Source organism: Stenotrophomonas sp. YJH_SMC_43, assembly GCF_059372535.1.
Genome location: NZ_JCAFVQ010000001.1, coordinates 351,398 through 366,360, shown reverse-complemented (window position 1 = coordinate 366,360; position 14,963 = coordinate 351,398). Strand labels below are relative to the sequence as shown.

Annotated in this window: 17 protein-coding genes; 12 read left to right on the top strand and 5 right to left on the bottom strand. The window is 68.4% G+C overall.

All coding sequences use genetic code 11. From position 1 onward, the window contains the following. Positions 1-41: 41 nt before the first annotated feature. Positions 42-335 (top strand): hypothetical protein, encoded by a 294-nt coding sequence (locus AC5QAH_RS01710; protein WP_043401502.1) that lies wholly within the window; start codon positions 42-44, stop codon positions 333-335. Here the strand turns inward: AC5QAH_RS01710 and AC5QAH_RS01705 are convergent. The 3 genes from AC5QAH_RS01705 to AC5QAH_RS01695 all read right to left on the bottom strand — a co-directional run bounded on the left by AC5QAH_RS01705 (position 322) and on the right by AC5QAH_RS01695 (position 2,829). Beyond that, positions 322-756, bottom strand: a complete 435-nt coding sequence (locus AC5QAH_RS01705; RefSeq protein ID WP_010486698.1) for a hypothetical protein — start codon at positions 754-756, stop codon at positions 322-324. The genes AC5QAH_RS01710 and AC5QAH_RS01705 overlap by 14 nt on opposite strands. Before the next feature lie 103 nt (positions 757-859). Then, positions 860-1,666, bottom strand: a complete 807-nt coding sequence (locus AC5QAH_RS01700) for an amidohydrolase (protein WP_100446243.1) — start codon at positions 1,664-1,666, stop codon at positions 860-862. 14 nt (positions 1,667-1,680) lie between these two features. Next, positions 1,681-2,829 (bottom strand): pyridoxal phosphate-dependent aminotransferase, encoded by a 1,149-nt coding sequence (locus tag AC5QAH_RS01695; RefSeq protein ID WP_010486694.1) that lies wholly within the window; start codon positions 2,827-2,829, stop codon positions 1,681-1,683. Positions 2,830-3,025: 196 nt separating this feature from the next. On the opposite strand from AC5QAH_RS01695, the gene ccmA reads away from it, so the two are divergent. The 11 genes from ccmA to AC5QAH_RS01640 all read left to right on the top strand — a co-directional run bounded on the left by ccmA (position 3,026) and on the right by AC5QAH_RS01640 (position 11,425). Beyond that, positions 3,026-3,655, top strand: coding sequence for a heme ABC exporter ATP-binding protein CcmA (ccmA, locus tag AC5QAH_RS01690; RefSeq protein ID WP_019336398.1), 630 nt, complete (start codon positions 3,026-3,028; stop codon positions 3,653-3,655). Beyond that, positions 3,652-4,347 carry a heme exporter protein CcmB gene (gene ccmB, locus AC5QAH_RS01685; RefSeq protein ID WP_006456616.1) on the top strand — a complete coding sequence of 232 codons (696 nt, stop codon included), beginning with the start codon at positions 3,652-3,654 and terminating at the stop codon, positions 4,345-4,347. Before ccmA ends, ccmB begins: the two co-directional genes overlap by 4 nt. Before the next feature lie 43 nt (positions 4,348-4,390). Continuing rightward, positions 4,391-5,161, top strand: coding sequence for a heme ABC transporter permease CcmC (gene ccmC / locus AC5QAH_RS01680; protein ID WP_010486688.1), 771 nt, complete (start codon positions 4,391-4,393; stop codon positions 5,159-5,161). Next, a complete protein-coding gene (locus AC5QAH_RS01675) occupies positions 5,158-5,346 on the top strand; it encodes a heme exporter protein CcmD (RefSeq protein WP_010486686.1) in 189 nt (62 codons plus the stop codon). The genes ccmC and AC5QAH_RS01675 overlap by 4 nt, the downstream gene beginning before the upstream one ends. Further along, on the top strand, positions 5,343-5,804 hold the full coding sequence (gene ccmE / locus AC5QAH_RS01670; RefSeq protein WP_100446247.1) for a cytochrome c maturation protein CcmE: 462 nt from the start codon (positions 5,343-5,345) through the stop codon (positions 5,802-5,804). The genes AC5QAH_RS01675 and ccmE overlap by 4 nt, the downstream gene beginning before the upstream one ends. Beyond that, the gene (locus tag AC5QAH_RS01665) at positions 5,805-7,724 is read left to right on the top strand and encodes a heme lyase CcmF/NrfE family subunit (protein ID WP_019336395.1); all 1,920 of its coding nucleotides are present in this window, start codon (positions 5,805-5,807) and stop codon (positions 7,722-7,724) included. Between the two features lie 8 nt (positions 7,725-7,732). After that, positions 7,733-8,350 carry a DsbE family thiol:disulfide interchange protein gene (locus tag AC5QAH_RS01660; RefSeq protein ID WP_005410345.1) on the top strand — a complete coding sequence of 206 codons (618 nt, stop codon included), beginning with the start codon at positions 7,733-7,735 and terminating at the stop codon, positions 8,348-8,350. A 4-nt stretch (positions 8,351-8,354) separates the two neighbouring features. Further along, complete coding sequence (locus AC5QAH_RS01655) at positions 8,355-8,804, top strand: cytochrome c-type biogenesis protein (protein ID WP_019336393.1); 450 nt, start codon at positions 8,355-8,357, stop codon at positions 8,802-8,804. After that, positions 8,798-9,787: a tetratricopeptide repeat protein gene (locus AC5QAH_RS01650; RefSeq protein ID WP_159360390.1), complete on the top strand. Its 990-nt coding sequence runs from the start codon at positions 8,798-8,800 to the stop codon at positions 9,785-9,787. Before AC5QAH_RS01655 ends, AC5QAH_RS01650 begins: the two co-directional genes overlap by 7 nt. Positions 9,788-9,967: 180 nt before the next feature. Continuing rightward, positions 9,968-11,080 carry a homoserine O-acetyltransferase MetX gene (metX, locus tag AC5QAH_RS01645; RefSeq protein ID WP_049408994.1) on the top strand — a complete coding sequence of 371 codons (1,113 nt, stop codon included), beginning with the start codon at positions 9,968-9,970 and terminating at the stop codon, positions 11,078-11,080. Next, a complete protein-coding gene (locus tag AC5QAH_RS01640) occupies positions 11,081-11,425 on the top strand; it encodes a DUF1294 domain-containing protein (protein ID WP_010486674.1) in 345 nt (114 codons plus the stop codon). Between the two features lie 100 nt (positions 11,426-11,525). Here the strand turns inward: AC5QAH_RS01640 and cydC are convergent, their stop codons facing one another. Then, the gene (cydC, locus tag AC5QAH_RS01635; RefSeq protein ID WP_262102174.1) at positions 11,526-13,199 is read right to left on the bottom strand and encodes a thiol reductant ABC exporter subunit CydC; all 1,674 of its coding nucleotides are present in this window, start codon (positions 13,197-13,199) and stop codon (positions 11,526-11,528) included. Continuing rightward, on the bottom strand, positions 13,196-14,941 hold the full coding sequence (gene cydD, locus AC5QAH_RS01630; RefSeq protein WP_262102173.1) for a thiol reductant ABC exporter subunit CydD: 1,746 nt from the start codon (positions 14,939-14,941) through the stop codon (positions 13,196-13,198). The genes cydC and cydD overlap by 4 nt, the downstream gene beginning before the upstream one ends. Positions 14,942-14,963 lie beyond the last annotated feature (22 nt).

Genomic DNA, 14,963 nt, shown 5'->3' with positions numbered 1-14,963 from the left:
CCTGGCTATCGTGCGCGCTCTCCCACACAAGGCAGATGCCCATGATCACCATCACCGCCGAACAGGCCCGCGCCAACGTCGATGCCGCCAAGCGCCCGATCGAACTGTTCTACCGCGATCTCGACAACGCCATCCAGATCGGCTCGGAAAATGGCCGCCGCTACGTCGTGTTCGGCTTCAGCCAGGTGATGGCCAGCGAGCAGCTCGTCGAAGACGTGGTCGCACAGTTGCTGAAGAATGGTTTCGGTGTTGAACGGTTGTTGAGCGATTCCGAACAGCACTACATCCGCATCAACTGGGGAACTGCCGCGCCGTCGCGCCTCAGCGCCGGCTGAGGGTGAACGCGGTGCCGTCCACGCCCAGGTCCCAGCCCTTGCCGGTACCGGACAGGGCCAGCGAGATGTCGCCCTTGGTCATCACCTGCGCGTTGCTGGACTTCACCGCACCGGCATGCGCGCCGACCGAGGCGTAAGTGCCCAGCAGCTCGTTGACGCTGACCGCGCCGGTGAAGCTGCCACGCCCGTTGGTGATCTTCGACTTGCCGACGGTCAGGCCGCCCCCCTTCATCTGGATGCGCACCGGCAGGCTGGCGCCGTTGCTGCAGGTGACCGTGCCATTACCGGATGCGGTCTTGTAGATCAACGACCAGCCGGACAGGTTGTAGCGCAGCTCGCAATCGAGGTTGCCGGCAGCGTGCGCGGCGGGGGCCAACGCTGCGGCGGACAGCGCCAGTAGCAGGGCGAAGGGCTTGTTCATGGCGGGACTTCCAGTTCGGTCGGACTGGCGGCGAATCTAACAGCGCGCGCGTGCACGTTGAATGCAGGCGCGCGCGCTGGTGCGGCGTCGTTCAGGCCGTCGCTCAGGCCTGCTCGTCCAGATGGAAGGCATCGGCATCAAGCATGGCCGGGAAGCGCGCGCGGTGTGCTGCCAGCGCCTCGGCCGAGACGGTGGTGGTGACCACCTGTTCGCGTTCGCGAATCTCCACCTGCGGCTGACCGAGGAAATCCAGCACCGCGCTGTCGCCGGTGTAATGCAGCTGGTTGCCATCGACGCCCACGCGATTCACTGCCGCCACGAAGCACAGGTTCTCGATCGCACGTGCACGCAGCAGTGTCTTCCACGCATAGGCGCGTGCCGACGGCCAGTTGGCAACGAAGATCTGCAGGTCGAAATCCAGCTGCTGCGGACGCTCCACGTTGTAGCGGTTGCGGCAGAACACCGGGAAACGCAGGTCGTAGCAGACCTGCGGATTGATCCGCCAGCCCTTCCATTCCACGCTCAGGCGGTCGCGACCGGCAGCATAGCGCTCGTGCTCGCCGCCGTAACGGAACAGGTGGCGCTTGTCGTAGTACTCCAGGTTGCCATCGGGCGTGGCGAACAGCAGGCGGTTGTAGACGCCTTCGCCATCACGCAACTGCACGCTGCCGATCACCGCCGCGTTCAAGGCCCTGGCCTGCTCGCGCACCCAGGCCACGGTCGGGCCGTCCATGCCTTCGGCCTGGGCGATGGCGTCGTTGGAGAAGCCACTGGTGAAGGTCTCCGGCAGGATCACCAAGTCGGTGGTGCCGGCCAGCGGTGCCAGCAGTGCGCCGTAGTACTCACGGTTGCCCGCCGGATCATGCCAGCGGGTGTCGCCCTGGACGAGGGAAATGCGCAGGTCCTGCATGGTCACTGCTCCGCTCAAAGAAGGCGCAGGCGTTCGATCGCCGCGTCCATGGTCGCTTCATTCTTGGCGAAGCACAGGCGCACCAGGCGCTGGCCGGCCGGCGGATTCTCGTAGAACGGCGACAGCGGGATGGCGGTCACGCCCTTCTCGATGGTCAGCCACTTCACGAATTCGTGGTCCGGCAGGTCGCTGATGGCCGAGTAATCGACCAGCTGGAAGTAGCCGCCGGGGACCGGCAGCGCCTTCAGGCGGGTGCTGGACAGCTGCTCGCGGAAACGGTCGCGCTTGGCCTGGTAGAACGCGCCCAGCTCGAGGTGGTGTTCGGGCTCATCGCGGATCATCGCGGCGAAGCCGTATTGCGCCGGGCCGAAACTGGTGAAGGTGTTGTACTGGTGCACCTTGCGGAATTCGGCGGTCAGCGCAGGCGGTGCGATCGCATAGCCGATCTTCCAGCCGGTGCAGTGGTAGGTCTTGCCGAAGCTGGAGATGACGAACGCGCGTTCGCGCAGTTCCGGGTAGCGCAGCGCCGATTCATGGCGGCGGCCGTCATAGATGATGTGCTCATAAACCTCATCGGAGATCAGGTAGATCTGCGTGCCGCGCAGCAGCTCGGCCAGCGCCTGCATGTCCTGCGCCGACAGCATCGCGCCGGACGGGTTGTGCGGGGTGTTGACGATCAGCATGCGTGTGCGCGGGGTGATCGCCGCACGCACGCGGTCCCAGTCGACGGCGAAGGTCTGCGGATCCAGCGACACATGCACGGCCTTGGCACCGGCCAGATCGATCGCCGGTTCATAGCAGTCATAGGCCGGGTCGAGCACGATCACTTCTTCGCCGGCACGCACCACGGCGTGGATGGCGTTGAAGATGGCCTCGGTACCGCCGCTGGTGACGGTGATCTCGCTGTCCGCATCGACCTGCGCGCCGTAGCAGTCCAGCGCCTTCTGTGCGATGGCCTGGCGCAGCGGCGCCACGCCGGTCATCGGCGGGTACTGGTTCAGCCCGGCGGCCATCGCCTTGGCCGTCTCATCGATCAGGCGCTGCGGCGCGGAAAAGTCCGGGAAACCCTGGCCCAGGTTGACCGCGCCGTGTTCGGCGGCGAGCTGGGACATCACGGTGAAGATCGTGGTACCGACCTTGGGCAGCTTGGTGTTGGGTTGCATCGGCCTGGAATCTGGGGGAACGAGGCCCAGAAGTGTACGAAATCCACGCTGCGACTGTGGGTTCAGCCGGTAGCGCCGGGTCATGCCCGGCGGCTCTTTGCATATGCCTTGCGGCCGCCGGGCATGGCCCGGCGCTACCGGGACAGCATTCACCGCTACAATTGCCGCCGCACTCCGGCATGAAGACCTTTGCCCCTTGAACACCCCTGCATTGCTGGCCGCCAGCGGCCTGAGCTTCTCCCGCAATGACGAGCCGGTGTTCGGCCCGCTGGACTTCCATGTGGACGCCGGCGAAGCCCTGCTGGTGCAGGGCGGCAACGGCGCCGGCAAGACCACGCTGTTGCGCGTGCTGGCCGGCCTGGCCCGGCCCGGTGCCGGGCAGGTGCAGATCGATGGCCGACCGGCCGGCAATGCCGAGCGCGCGCGCTATGTCGCCTACCTCAGCCACCTGCCCGCATTGAAGCCCGATCTGGACACGCTGGAGAACCTGCACTTCCTGTGTGGCCTGCACGGCCGCCGTGCGCGGCAGATGCCCGGCAACGCGCTGGCCATCGTCGGCCTGGCCGGTTATGAGGACACCCTTGTTCGGCATCTGTCCGCCGGGCAGAAGCGGCGGCTGGCTCTGGCACGCATCTGGCTGTCGCCGGCGCCGCTGTGGCTGCTCGACGAACCCTATGCCAACCTCGACCTGGAGGGCATCACCCTGGTCAACCGGATGATTTCCGCGCACCTGCGCGCCGGTGGCGCGGCACTGGTCACCACCCATGGCGCCTATGCCGCACCGCCGGTGCGTACCCGCCAGCTCGACCTCGGCGGTGCCGCATGATCGCGCCAGGCACCGAACCGGGCCTGTGGCAGACCGCGGGCGCCCTGCTCAAGCGCGACCTGCGCCTGCTCTGGCGCCGCCGCGGCGATGCGCTGCAGCCGCTGCTGTTCGCGGTGCTGGTGGTGGTGCTGTTCGCGCTGGCGCAGGGTCGCGAGCCGCAACTGCTGGCCGCCACCGCAGGCGCAGTGCTGTGGCTTGCGGTGCTGCTGGCCGGGCAGCTGTCGCTGGATTCACTGTTCCGCTCCGATGCCGAAGACGGCTCGCTGGAACAATGGCTGCTGGCGCCGGTGCCGCTGGCCTGGCTGGTGCTGGTGCGCGTGCTGCTGCACTGGGCCACCACCGCCCTGCCGTTGATCGTGGTCAGTCCGCTGCTGGCCGAAATGCTGCATCTGCCGCATGACCAGCTGCCGATGTTGCTGGCATCGTTGCTGCTGGGAACGCCGTTGCTGAGCCTGATTGGTGGCGTGGTCGCCGCGCTGACCGTCGGCATCCGACGCTCTGGTATTCTCGTGGCATTGCTGTCGCTGCCGCTGTACGTGCCGGTGCTGGTGTTCGGCGCAGGCAGTCTGGCGGCAGCCGGACGCGGACAGGATCCGGTCGGTGCGCTGCTGATGCTGGGCGCCGGCCTGCTGGTCGCGCTGGTGCTGGCGCCGTTGGCCACCGCCGCTGCAATACGTATTTCTCTGAGTTGACCGAGCTGAGAGCCAATCCACCCCTGCTGGATAGCCGCCACGCATGAATCCGATTGTCCGCTGGTTCCACCAACTCGGTTCGCCCCCCACGTTCGACCGATTCGCTGCCCGCTGGTCGCGGGTGTTCTACCTCGCGGCGGTGCCGGTGCTGCTGGTCGGCATGTGGCAGGCGCTGCTGGTGGTGCCGCCGGAAGCCAAGCAGCTGGACAGCTTCCGCATCCTCTACATCCACGTGCCCAGTGCCTGGATGAGCCTGTTCGTGTTCGCGCTGATGGCGCTGTATGCCGCCATCGCCCTGATCTGGCGGATCAAGGTCTGCGAGATCCTGGCCATGGCCTGTGCGCCGATGGGCGCCGGCTTCACCCTGATCACCCTGCTGACCGGCAGCATCTGGGGCAAGGGTACCTGGGGTACCTGGTGGGACTGGGACCCGCGCATGACCAGTGAACTGGTGCTGCTGTTCCTGTACCTGGGCGTGATCGGCCTGTACCACGCCATCGAGGACCGCCGCAGCGCCGCGCGCGCGGCCGGCCTGCTGGCCATCGTCGGTGTCAGCCTGCTGCCGGTGATCCGCTATTCGGTGGACTGGTGGGGCGGCCTGCATCAGCGCCAGTCGATCAACGTGTTCGGTGAATCGGCGATCAGCAGCGCGATGATCGCGCCACTGTGGTGGATGGTCATCGGCACCAAGTTCTGGTTCGCCGGTTCGGTGCTGGCCAAGGCCCGCGCCGACAATCTCGACCGCGAGGCCGGTAAGGCCTGGGTCGGTGGCCGGGTCGATGCCGCACGCGCGGCCGGGGAGGCCCAGCCATGACCCACCTGCCCTATGTGATCGGCGCCTACGCTGTGTTCGTGCTGGTGCTCGGCGCCGATGCCATCGGTTCGTGGCTGCGCCTGCGCATGGCACGCCGGTTGGCGCTGGCACGCCAGCAGCGGCAGCAGACCCGCGCCGTCAAACAGGAAGCTGCAGCGCCGCTGTCGACGGAGCTGGAACGATGACGCCGGTACAACGCCGCCGCCTGGCCTGGGTACTGCTGGCCCTGCTCGCCTCCGGGCTGGCCACCGCACTGGTGGCGATGGCGCTGGAACGCAACATCGCCTACCTCTACACGCCCTCGGAAGTGCTGCGCGGGGATGTCGATGCACAGTCGCGGTTCCGCTTGGGCGGCATGGTGGTGAAGGGCTCCTTCAACCGCCCGGTCGGTTCGCTGGAAGCACGTTTCGAAGTAACCGACGGCGATGCCCAGCTGGCGGTGACCACGTCGCGGATTCTTCCGGACATGTTTGCCGAAGGCACCGCGGTGGTCGCCAGTGGCCGCCTGCAGGATGGTGTCTTCGTTGCCGACGAAGTGCTGGCCAAGCACGATGAAAAGTACGTGCCGAAGGAAGTGGCCGACAAGATGGGCGATGCCCATCGCAAGCATGACGTGCCGGTGACGGCACCCGAGGTGCGCTGAGTGCTGCCCGAACTGGGTCAGATCCTGCTGTTGTGCGCGTTGCTGGCCTCGCTGCTGCAGGCCGGCCTGCCGCTGGTCGGCGCGCATCGCAGCAATACGGCATGGATGGCGGTGGCACGGCCGGCCGCCTTCGCACAGCTGCTGCTGCTCGCCGGCGCGTTCGCGGTGCTGACCGCCGCGTTCGTGCAGCAGGATTTCTCGGTGCGCTACGTGGCCGAGAACTCCAATTCGCTGCTGCCGATGATCTACCGCTACTCGGCGGTGTGGGGGGCCCACGAGGGCTCGCTGCTGATGTGGGCGCTGGTGCTGGCGCTGTGGACCGGCGCGGTGGCGCTGTTCTCGCGGCACCTGCCTGCACCGGTACAGGCGCGCGTGCTGGCGGTGATGGGCGTGGTCAGCGTCGGCTTCCTCGCCTTCCTGATCTTCACCTCCAATCCGTTCCTGCGCCTGAACCCGGCGCCGCTGGAAGGCCGCGACCTCAACCCGCTGCTGCAGGACCCAGGGCTGATCATTCATCCGCCGATGCTGTACATCGGATACGTGGGCTTTGCCGTTCCGTTCGCATTCGCGGTGGCGGCCCTGCTGGAGGGGCGCATCGATGCGCGCTGGCTGCGCTGGACGCGGCCGTGGACCAACGTCGCCTGGGGCTTCCTGACCCTGGGCATCGCGCTGGGCAGCTGGTGGGCCTACTACGAGCTGGGCTGGGGCGGCTGGTGGTTCTGGGACCCGGTGGAGAATGCCAGCTTCATGCCCTGGCTGGTCGGTGCGGCATTGATCCATTCGCAGGCCGTCACTGAAAAGCGCGGCACGTTCGGCAGCTGGACCCTGCTGCTGGCGATCGCCGCCTTTGCGCTGTCGCTGCTGGGCACGTTCCTGGTGCGCTCCGGCGTGCTGACCAGCGTGCATTCGTTCGCCGCCGATCCTTCGCGCGGCCTGTTCATCCTGGTATTCCTGTCGGTGCTGATCGGCGGCAGCCTGCTGCTGTACGCGCTGCGCGCCAGCCAGCTGAGCGTGGACGCCGACGATCCGCGCCGTGGCTTTACCGCCACCTCGCGCGAGACCCTGCTGCTGGCCAACAACCTGCTGCTGGCCACGGCCTGCGCGATGGTCCTGCTCGGCACGCTGTACCCGCTGCTGGCAGATGCACTGTCGCTGGGCAAGATCTCGGTCGGCCCGCCCTACTTCGGCAGCCTGTTCCTGCTGCTGATGGCGCCGATGATCCTGCTGCTGCCGTTCGGCCCGCTGGTGAAGTGGCAGCGCGACCAACCTTCGCGTGCATTCGCCCTGCTGGCGCCCTGGCTGGGGCTGGCGGTGCTGCTGGGCGCGCTGGCCTGGTGGCAGGCGCCGCAGAACGGCTGGAAGGCCGGTCTCGGTGTCGCCGCCGCGGCCTGGGTCGGATTCGGTACCGCACGCTTCGTCTGGCAGCGCCTGCGTGGCAATGGTCGCTTCACCGCCGAGATGCTCGGCATGATCGTCGCCCACGCAGGCATCGCCGTGTTCCTGGCCGGTGCGTTGCTGGTGGAAGCCCTGAACGTGCAGCGCGAAGTGGCGCTGGCACCTGGCCAGCAACTGGTGGTCGGCCGCTACGAAGTGCGCTTCGAGGGCGTGGACCATCGCGAAGGTCCGAATTTCATCGCTGATCGGGGCCACCTGCGGGTGTTCCGCAACGGCCGCGAACTGGCCCTGCTGCATCCGGAGAAGCGCCAGTACGCCAGTGGTGGTCAGGTGATGACCGAGGCCGGCATCGATGCACGCTTCGACGGCGACGTCTACGTGGCATTGGGCGAGCCGCTGGGCAACAATGCATGGGCGGTCCGGGTCCACATCAAGCCGTTCGTGCGCTGGATCTGGCTGGGCGCGCTGTTGATGGCCCTGGGCGGATTCATCACCGCCGCCGACCGCCGTTTCCGTCGTCCGTAGGAGTTTCCATGTCCGAATCCCCCGCCCCGCGCCCCTCCCGCCCGCTGCCGCCGGTAGCCATCGTGATCGGCGTGCTGTTCTTCTTCGGCCTGCTCGGGCTGATGATCTACGGGGTGATGAAATCGGGTGATCCGCAGCGCGACGTGCTGCCCTCGGCGCTGATCGACAAGCCGGCGCCGGCGTTCGCCCTGCCGGTGCTGCACGACCCGGAGATGATCGTGCACAGCGACGAACTGCGCGGCGCGCCTTACCTGTTGAACGTATGGGGCAGCTGGTGCGCGGCCTGCCGCGAGGAGCACCCGGTGCTGACCCGTTTCGCCGAGAGCAAGCGCGTGCGCGTGATCGGCTACAACTGGAAGGACGAGCCGACCGATGCCCTGCACTGGCTGGAGCAGCTGGGCAACCCGTTCATGGTCGTGCTCAGTGATGTTGAAGGCCGCACCGCCATCGACTGGGGCGTGACCGCTGCACCGGAGACCTTCCTTGTCGACGGCAGCGGCATCGTGCGCTGGAAGTACAGCGGTGCGATGACCCAGCGCGTAGTCGACGAGAAGCTGATCCCGGCGCTGGAAAAGATCGAGAAGGCCCAAGGCAATGCCGGCAGCACGCTGCACACGGCGCCCTGAGCCCATGCGCTGGCTGCTGGCGTTGCTGCTTCTGATGCTGCCGCTGGCCGCAGTGGCGCAGCAGCCGCTGCACGATCCGCAGCCACTGCAGTTCCGCGATGGCGCCGAAGAACGCCGCTTCCATGACCTGGCCGCGCAGCTGCGCTGCGTGCAGTGCCAGAACCAGTCGCTGGCCGATTCCAACGCGCAGATCGCGCAGGATCTGCGCCGCGAGGTGCTGCAGCTGATGCAGCAGGGCCACGACGATGCACAGATCAAGCAGTTCCTGGTCGCCCGCTACGGCGAGTTCGTGCTCTATCAACCACCGTTGCAGCCGGGCACCTGGCTGCTGTGGGGCGGTCCCCTGCTGATGCTCGGCGCCGGCGCACTGGTGGTGCTGGGCATTGTCCGCCGTCGTGGCCGTACGGTCGGCGCAGCACCGGCCGGAAAGGCCGATGAAGGAGACGGATGGTGAGCCATTGGCTGCCGGTGCTGGCCGGTCTGGTTGCTGCGCTGATGGCAGCGCTGGTGCTGTGGCCGCTGCGCCACCACGGTCGTCGCGGTTTCGTGGTCGGCGTGTTCGCACTGGGCGTGGCCGGTGCCTGCCTGTATCTGCTGGTCGGTGATCCGCGTGCAGCACAGGTCCAACCGACGCCGTCGGTAGCCACCCTGCGCGATGGCGTGCAGGCCCTGCAGGATGCACTGGAGCGTGACCCACAGCGGGCCGATGGCTGGGCGCTGCTGGGCCGGTCGCAGGCCGAACTGGGCAACGCCGCAGCCGCGGCGGACGCCTTCGCACGTGCCGCCGCTCTCGCCCCGGAAGACCCCGGCGTGCTGGTGGAAGCGGCGCAGGCACGTGCGCAGGCCGATGCCGGCAAGCAGTTCGATGACACCGCGATGGCCTGGTTGCAGCAGGCGCGTGCACAGGCACCCGATGCCGAGCGCGCCAGCTGGCTGCTGGGCATCGCCCTGCGCCAGCGCGGAAAGAATGCCGAGGCCGCGGATGTGTGGAGCGGCCTGCTGCCACGGCTTGAGCCCGGCGCCGCGCAGGCGCTGCAGGCGCAGATCGCCATCGCCCGCGAAGCCGCAGGCCTGGCACCCGATGCCGCCCCTGCAGCACCAGCGGCGCTGCTGCAGGTACGCGTGCAGCTGCCTGCGCTGGAGAATGCCGAGTGGCCGGCCAGCACCCGGGTATTCGTGCTGGCCCGCGCCGTGGGTGGACCGCCGATGCCGGTGGCCGCACGCAAGCTGCCGCTGGCCGGTTTCCCGGCCACGGTCGGGCTGGGCGACGCTGACAGCCCGATGCCGACCGCGCCGCTGTCGGCACATCGCGAGGTGGAAGTGCTGGCACGCATCTCGCGGACTGGTAGCGCCAATCGCAGCGAGGGCGACCTGCAAAGCGACGTGGTGCGGGTGACGCTGCCGCATGACGGCGTGGTTGAGCTGCGGTTTCCCTGACTTGTAGAGCCGAGCCCATGCTCGGCTGCGATTGGGTTGCCGGCGCCCGCCAGCCGAGCATCGGCTCGGCTCTACAGCAGATCCACGCCATGCGTGGATACGACGGTCCGGTCCGCGTCCACCCGCTGCTGGAAACCAGCGTGTCGCCAGCTCCACATGCGGCCCCGCTAGAATGGCTGCATGACCGAATTCATCCCGCCCGGCACCCGCTTCCACGCCCTGCCCTCGCCCTTCCCGTTCAAGCGCGGGGGCGCCCTGCACGGCGCGCGCGTGGCCTACGAAACCTGGGGAACACTGGCGGCCGATGCCAGCAATGCGATCCTGATCGTCACCGGCCTCTCGCCGGATGCGCATGCCGCGGCCAACGACGCCAATCCGGCACCGGGCTGGTGGGAAGGCATGGTCGGCCCCGGCAAGCCGATCGATACCGACCGCTGGTTCGTGGTCTGCGTGAACTCGCTGGGCAGCTGCAAGGGTTCGACCGGTCCGGCCTCGCTCAATCCGGCCACGGGCGAACCGTATCGCCTCGACTTCCCCGAGCTGTCGATCGAAGACGGCGCACGCGCCGCCATCGAGGTCGTGCGCGCCCTGGGCATCGAGCAGCTGGCCTGCGTGGTCGGCAATTCGATGGGCGGCATGACCGCACTGGCCGTGCTGATGCTGCAGCCGGGCATCGCGCGCAGCCACGTCAACATTTCCGGCAGTGCGCAGGCGCTGCCGTTCTCGATCGCGATCCGTTCGCTGCAGCGCGAGGCGATCCGTCTTGATCCGCGCTGGAATGGTGGCCACTACGACGATGCCGAATACCCCGAGTCCGGCATGCGCATGGCGCGCAAGCTGGGCGTGATCACTTACCGCTCCGCACTGGAATGGGATGGCCGCTTCGGCCGCGTGCGGCTGGATTCGGACCAGACCGACGACGATCCGTTCGGCCTGGAGTTCCAGGTGGAAAGCTATCTGGAAGGCCACGCACGGCGCTTCGTGCGTTTCTTCGATCCGAACTGCTACCTGTACCTGAGCCGCTCGATGGACTGGTTCGACCTGGCTGAATATGCCGACGGCGACGTGCTGGCCGGGCTGGCGAAGATCCGGGTGGAAAAGGCGCTGGCGATCGGCGCCAACACCGACATCCTGTTCCCGGTGCAGCAGCAGCAACAGGTCGCCGACGGCCTGCGCGCCGGCGGCGCCGATGCGCGCTTCATCGGCCTGGAATCGCCACAGGGCCACGACGCCTTCCTCGTCGATTTCGAGCGTTTCGGCCCGGCCGTGCGCGGCTTTCTCGACGCGCTGTAGGTGGCATGGCGGCGTCATCTCGCGCTGGCCGCGTTCGGCGCGTTGATCGCGCTGACGGTCAGCGGCGTGCTGCCGCTGTGGCTGGGTGGGTGGTGCCTGCTCGCCAGCGCGGTGTCGTTCGGCCTGTACGGCCACGACAAGCGCGCGGCGCAGCGAAAGCAGTGGCGTATTCCGGAGCGCACATTACAGCTGCTGGCCTTTGCCGGCGGTTGGCCCGGCGCGCTGCTGGGCCAGGCGATGTTCCGCCACAAGCACCGCAAAGCCTCGTTCCAGTGGGTGTTCTGGCTGTGCGTGCTGGCCAACGTGGCCTCGATCGCGGTGATGCTGCGCGAGTTTTCGCGATAGCCAACCTGTAGAGCCGAGCCCATGCTCGGCTCCGTACAGAGGCAGCCGAGCATGGGCGTGGCTCTACAGTAGATCCACGCCACGCGCGGATGTGCATCGGTCAAAGTTCGCGGACCAGCGCCCCATCGCGCAACCGGTACTGCGCATCGACCACGCCTTCAGGCAGGTCGTCGTGGGTGATCATCAGCAGGCTGCGCCCGTCCAGCAACCCGGAAAGGTCCCGCAACAGCGCGCGTGCGGTATCCACGTCGAGGCCTTCGGTCGGTTCGTCCAGCAACAGGATCGGTGCATTGCGCAGCAGTGCACGGGCCAGCGCCAGCCGCCGCGCCTGGCCGGCCGACATCGTCGCGCCGTTCTCCCCCACCCAGGCCTGCAGGCCACCATTGCGCTCGGCCCATTCGCCCAGGCGCACGCGGCGCAGCACTGCCCACAAGGCGGCGTCGCTGGCATCGGGATCACCCAAGCGCAGGTTCTCGGCAACGGTGCCGGCGAACACCGGCGCGTTCTGCGGCAACCAGGCCAGCTGCCGATGCCAGTCGGCCTGGCTGAAATCGCGCAGGTCGAGGCCACCATAGGTGATTCGCCCCTGCTGCGGATCCCACAGCCGCAGCAGCAGGCTGGACAGCGTGGTCTTGCCACTGCCGCTGTCGCCACGGATGGCGATGCGTTCCCCAGGCGCCAACGTCAGCCGCAGGCCGGACAGCACCGGTCGCACCGCGCCTGGCCACTGGAAATGCACGTCATCCCAGTGCACGCGCGCGGCCTGCGGTACCGGCTGTGGCGCTGCGGGATCCTCCACCGTCGTCGCCTGCTCGACGATGGCCTGCAACCGATCAGCGGCGATCCGCCCGGACTGCAGTGACTGCCACGCCAAGCCCATCCCGGCCCACAGTTCGATCAGCGCAACAGTGAGGAACACCAGGCCCGCGGCCATTTCCGGCGCGATACGCTGCTGTTCGGCCGCGTGGAGCGCCAGTGCCAGCATCGCCACCAGCCCCAGCCCTGCGACCAGGCCATGCAGGGTCGAGGCCGCGATCAGGCGCCAGCGGCGCCGACGATCCCGCGAAGCCAGCTGCTTGGCGGCCACGCGCACCTTCAGCTGCCACGCCGCATCGGCATGCAGCGCGGCCAGATCGCCCGCGCCCTCCAACCCTTCAAAGGCGGCGGTGCGCAGTGCGGCGCGATGCGCGGCACGGTCGGCCTCTTCATCGTCACGACCTCGCACACCCAGCCACGGCACGCCGAAAGCGATCAGCAGCGCCAGCACCGCCAGCAGCACCGCCGCCGACGGCAGGATCACAGCGGCTGAAGCGATCGCCACCAGCGTCAGCGCACCCAGCGCCACCAGCGGCCCGATCGCACGCACCAGCAGGCCGTCCACTTCACCGATGTCACCGAGCAGGCGCGCCAGCAGATCGCCGGTGCGCGTGGCCCCCAGCCGTGCCGGTGCCAATGGCAGCGCGCGGCGGAAGAACCACACGCGCAGGTCGCGGGCGATGCGCAGGGTGGCATCGTGGCCCACCAGCTTTTCGAAGTAGCGCGACACGATGCGCGCCATGGTCAACCCGCGGATACCCGCGGACGGCGAGAAGAAGTTGAAGCCCTGGCCGAGGCCGGCCGCACCGGCCAATGCAGCGGCGGTGAGGAAACCACCGGACAGGCCCAGCAGTGCGGTGCCGGCCAGCATGGTGGTCCACAACAGCAGGATCGTCAGCAGCAGGCGCGGCCGATGGCGCAGGAACACGGCGCGCAGCGAATCAGGCGAACGGCTCATGCGCGCACCGCCTGTGCCGGTTCCACCAACCGACCTTCCGGCAACAACAGGCAACGGTCGGCCCAGGCGATCACCGCCGGGCTGTGGGTGGCGACCACCACGCTGCGGCCGCGTGCATAGGCGGCCAGGCTGCGCAGCAGCGCCGCTTCGGTATCGGCATCGAGGAACGCGGTGGGTTCGTCCAGCAGCAGCACCTGCGGGTCGCGCAGCAGCAGGCGGGCCAGGCCGATGCGACGTGCCTCACCACCGGACAGGCCGAAGCCGCGCTCGCCGATCACCGTATCCAGTCCCTGTGGCAGGCGCTGCGCGAACTGCAGCACCTGCGAGGCCTCGGCCACTGCGCGCAACCGCGCGTCGCTGGCGCCGGGATCGGCCAGGCGCAGGTTGTCGGCGATGCTGCCGTGGAACAGGTACGGCCGCTGGCTGGCATAGGCTACCTGCACGCCGGGCCGCAGCTGCAGCTTGCCGGCACGCGGTGGCAGCCAGCCCGCCAGTGCTTCCAGCAGCGTGCTCTTGCCGGATCCACTGGGGCCGACCAGGGCCAGCCGCTGGCCCGGTTCCAGCAGCACATCCAGATCCTGCAGCACGTCGTGCGGCGCGCCCAACGGGCGCAGCACCAGCCCCTGCGCCTGCAGCGGCGGCAACGCGGCCTCGGCCGGTTCCACAGCCAGCGGCGCACTCTCGTTCTCGATCAGGCCCTGCTCGTCCGGCAATGACTGCAGCAGACGCTCAACCTCGGCTGCCGCGGCCAGTGCATTGGCGCGGTCGTGGTAGTGCGCAGCCAACCGCCGCAGCGGCGCGTAGAACTCCGGCGCCAGCAGCAGGCAGAACAGGCCCGCGCCCAGCGTCGGCACCGCCGAATGCAGCGACATCATGCCCAGATAGCTCAGGCCCAGGTACAGCGCGACCATCGCCACGCTCACCGAGGCAAAGAATTCCAGCACCGTGGACGACAGGAAGGCGATCCGCAGCACTTTCAGGGTACGCACGCGCACACCTTCGGCGGCCGCCTCGATACCCTCCAGCTCGGCCTCGCCGCGGCCATACAGGCGCAGCAGGCCCAGGCCCTTGATGCGGTCGGCGAAGTGGCCGCTCATCCGCGCCAGCTCCCCCAACTGGGCGCGACCGGCGGCTTCGGCGCCCCAGCCCACCAGCATCATGAAGAACGGCACCAGCGGCGCGGTGAACAGCAGGATCAACGCCACCACCCAGTCAACCCAGGCCACCGCGGCCAGGATCAGCAGCGGCACCACCAGCACCTCGGTGCGCACCGGCAGGAACCCGCTGTAATAACTCTCGATCGCATCACCGTGATGCAGCATCAGTTCGCCCAGTTCGCCGGTGCGGCGCTGGCGCAGCCACAACGGGCCATGGCTGAGCAGTCGGGCGAACACTCGCTCGCGCAGGGCCAGCCGCGCGGCATCGGCTACATCCCCGGCAGCCGCTTGGGTGGCGCTGCCCAACAGCGTGCGCAGCACCAGGATCACCACCAGCCCGCCCAGCACTGGCAGCCCCGAGGCCAGCGGCGCGCGCTCCACCAGCACCTGCTGCACCAGCCAGGCGATCGCGGCGGCCTGGCCGATCAGCAACGCACCGGACAGGCTGATGCACAGGGCCGCCAGGCGTTGGCGCCCCCGGGCAGAATGGGCCAGATCAGCCAGCCACGCCGCGCGGACACGACGCTGGCGGGCAGTTTCGGCTTCCGGGGACAGGCTGTCAGGGGTCGTTTCGGCAGCGCTCAAGGGGTCTTCACGGGCAACGGGG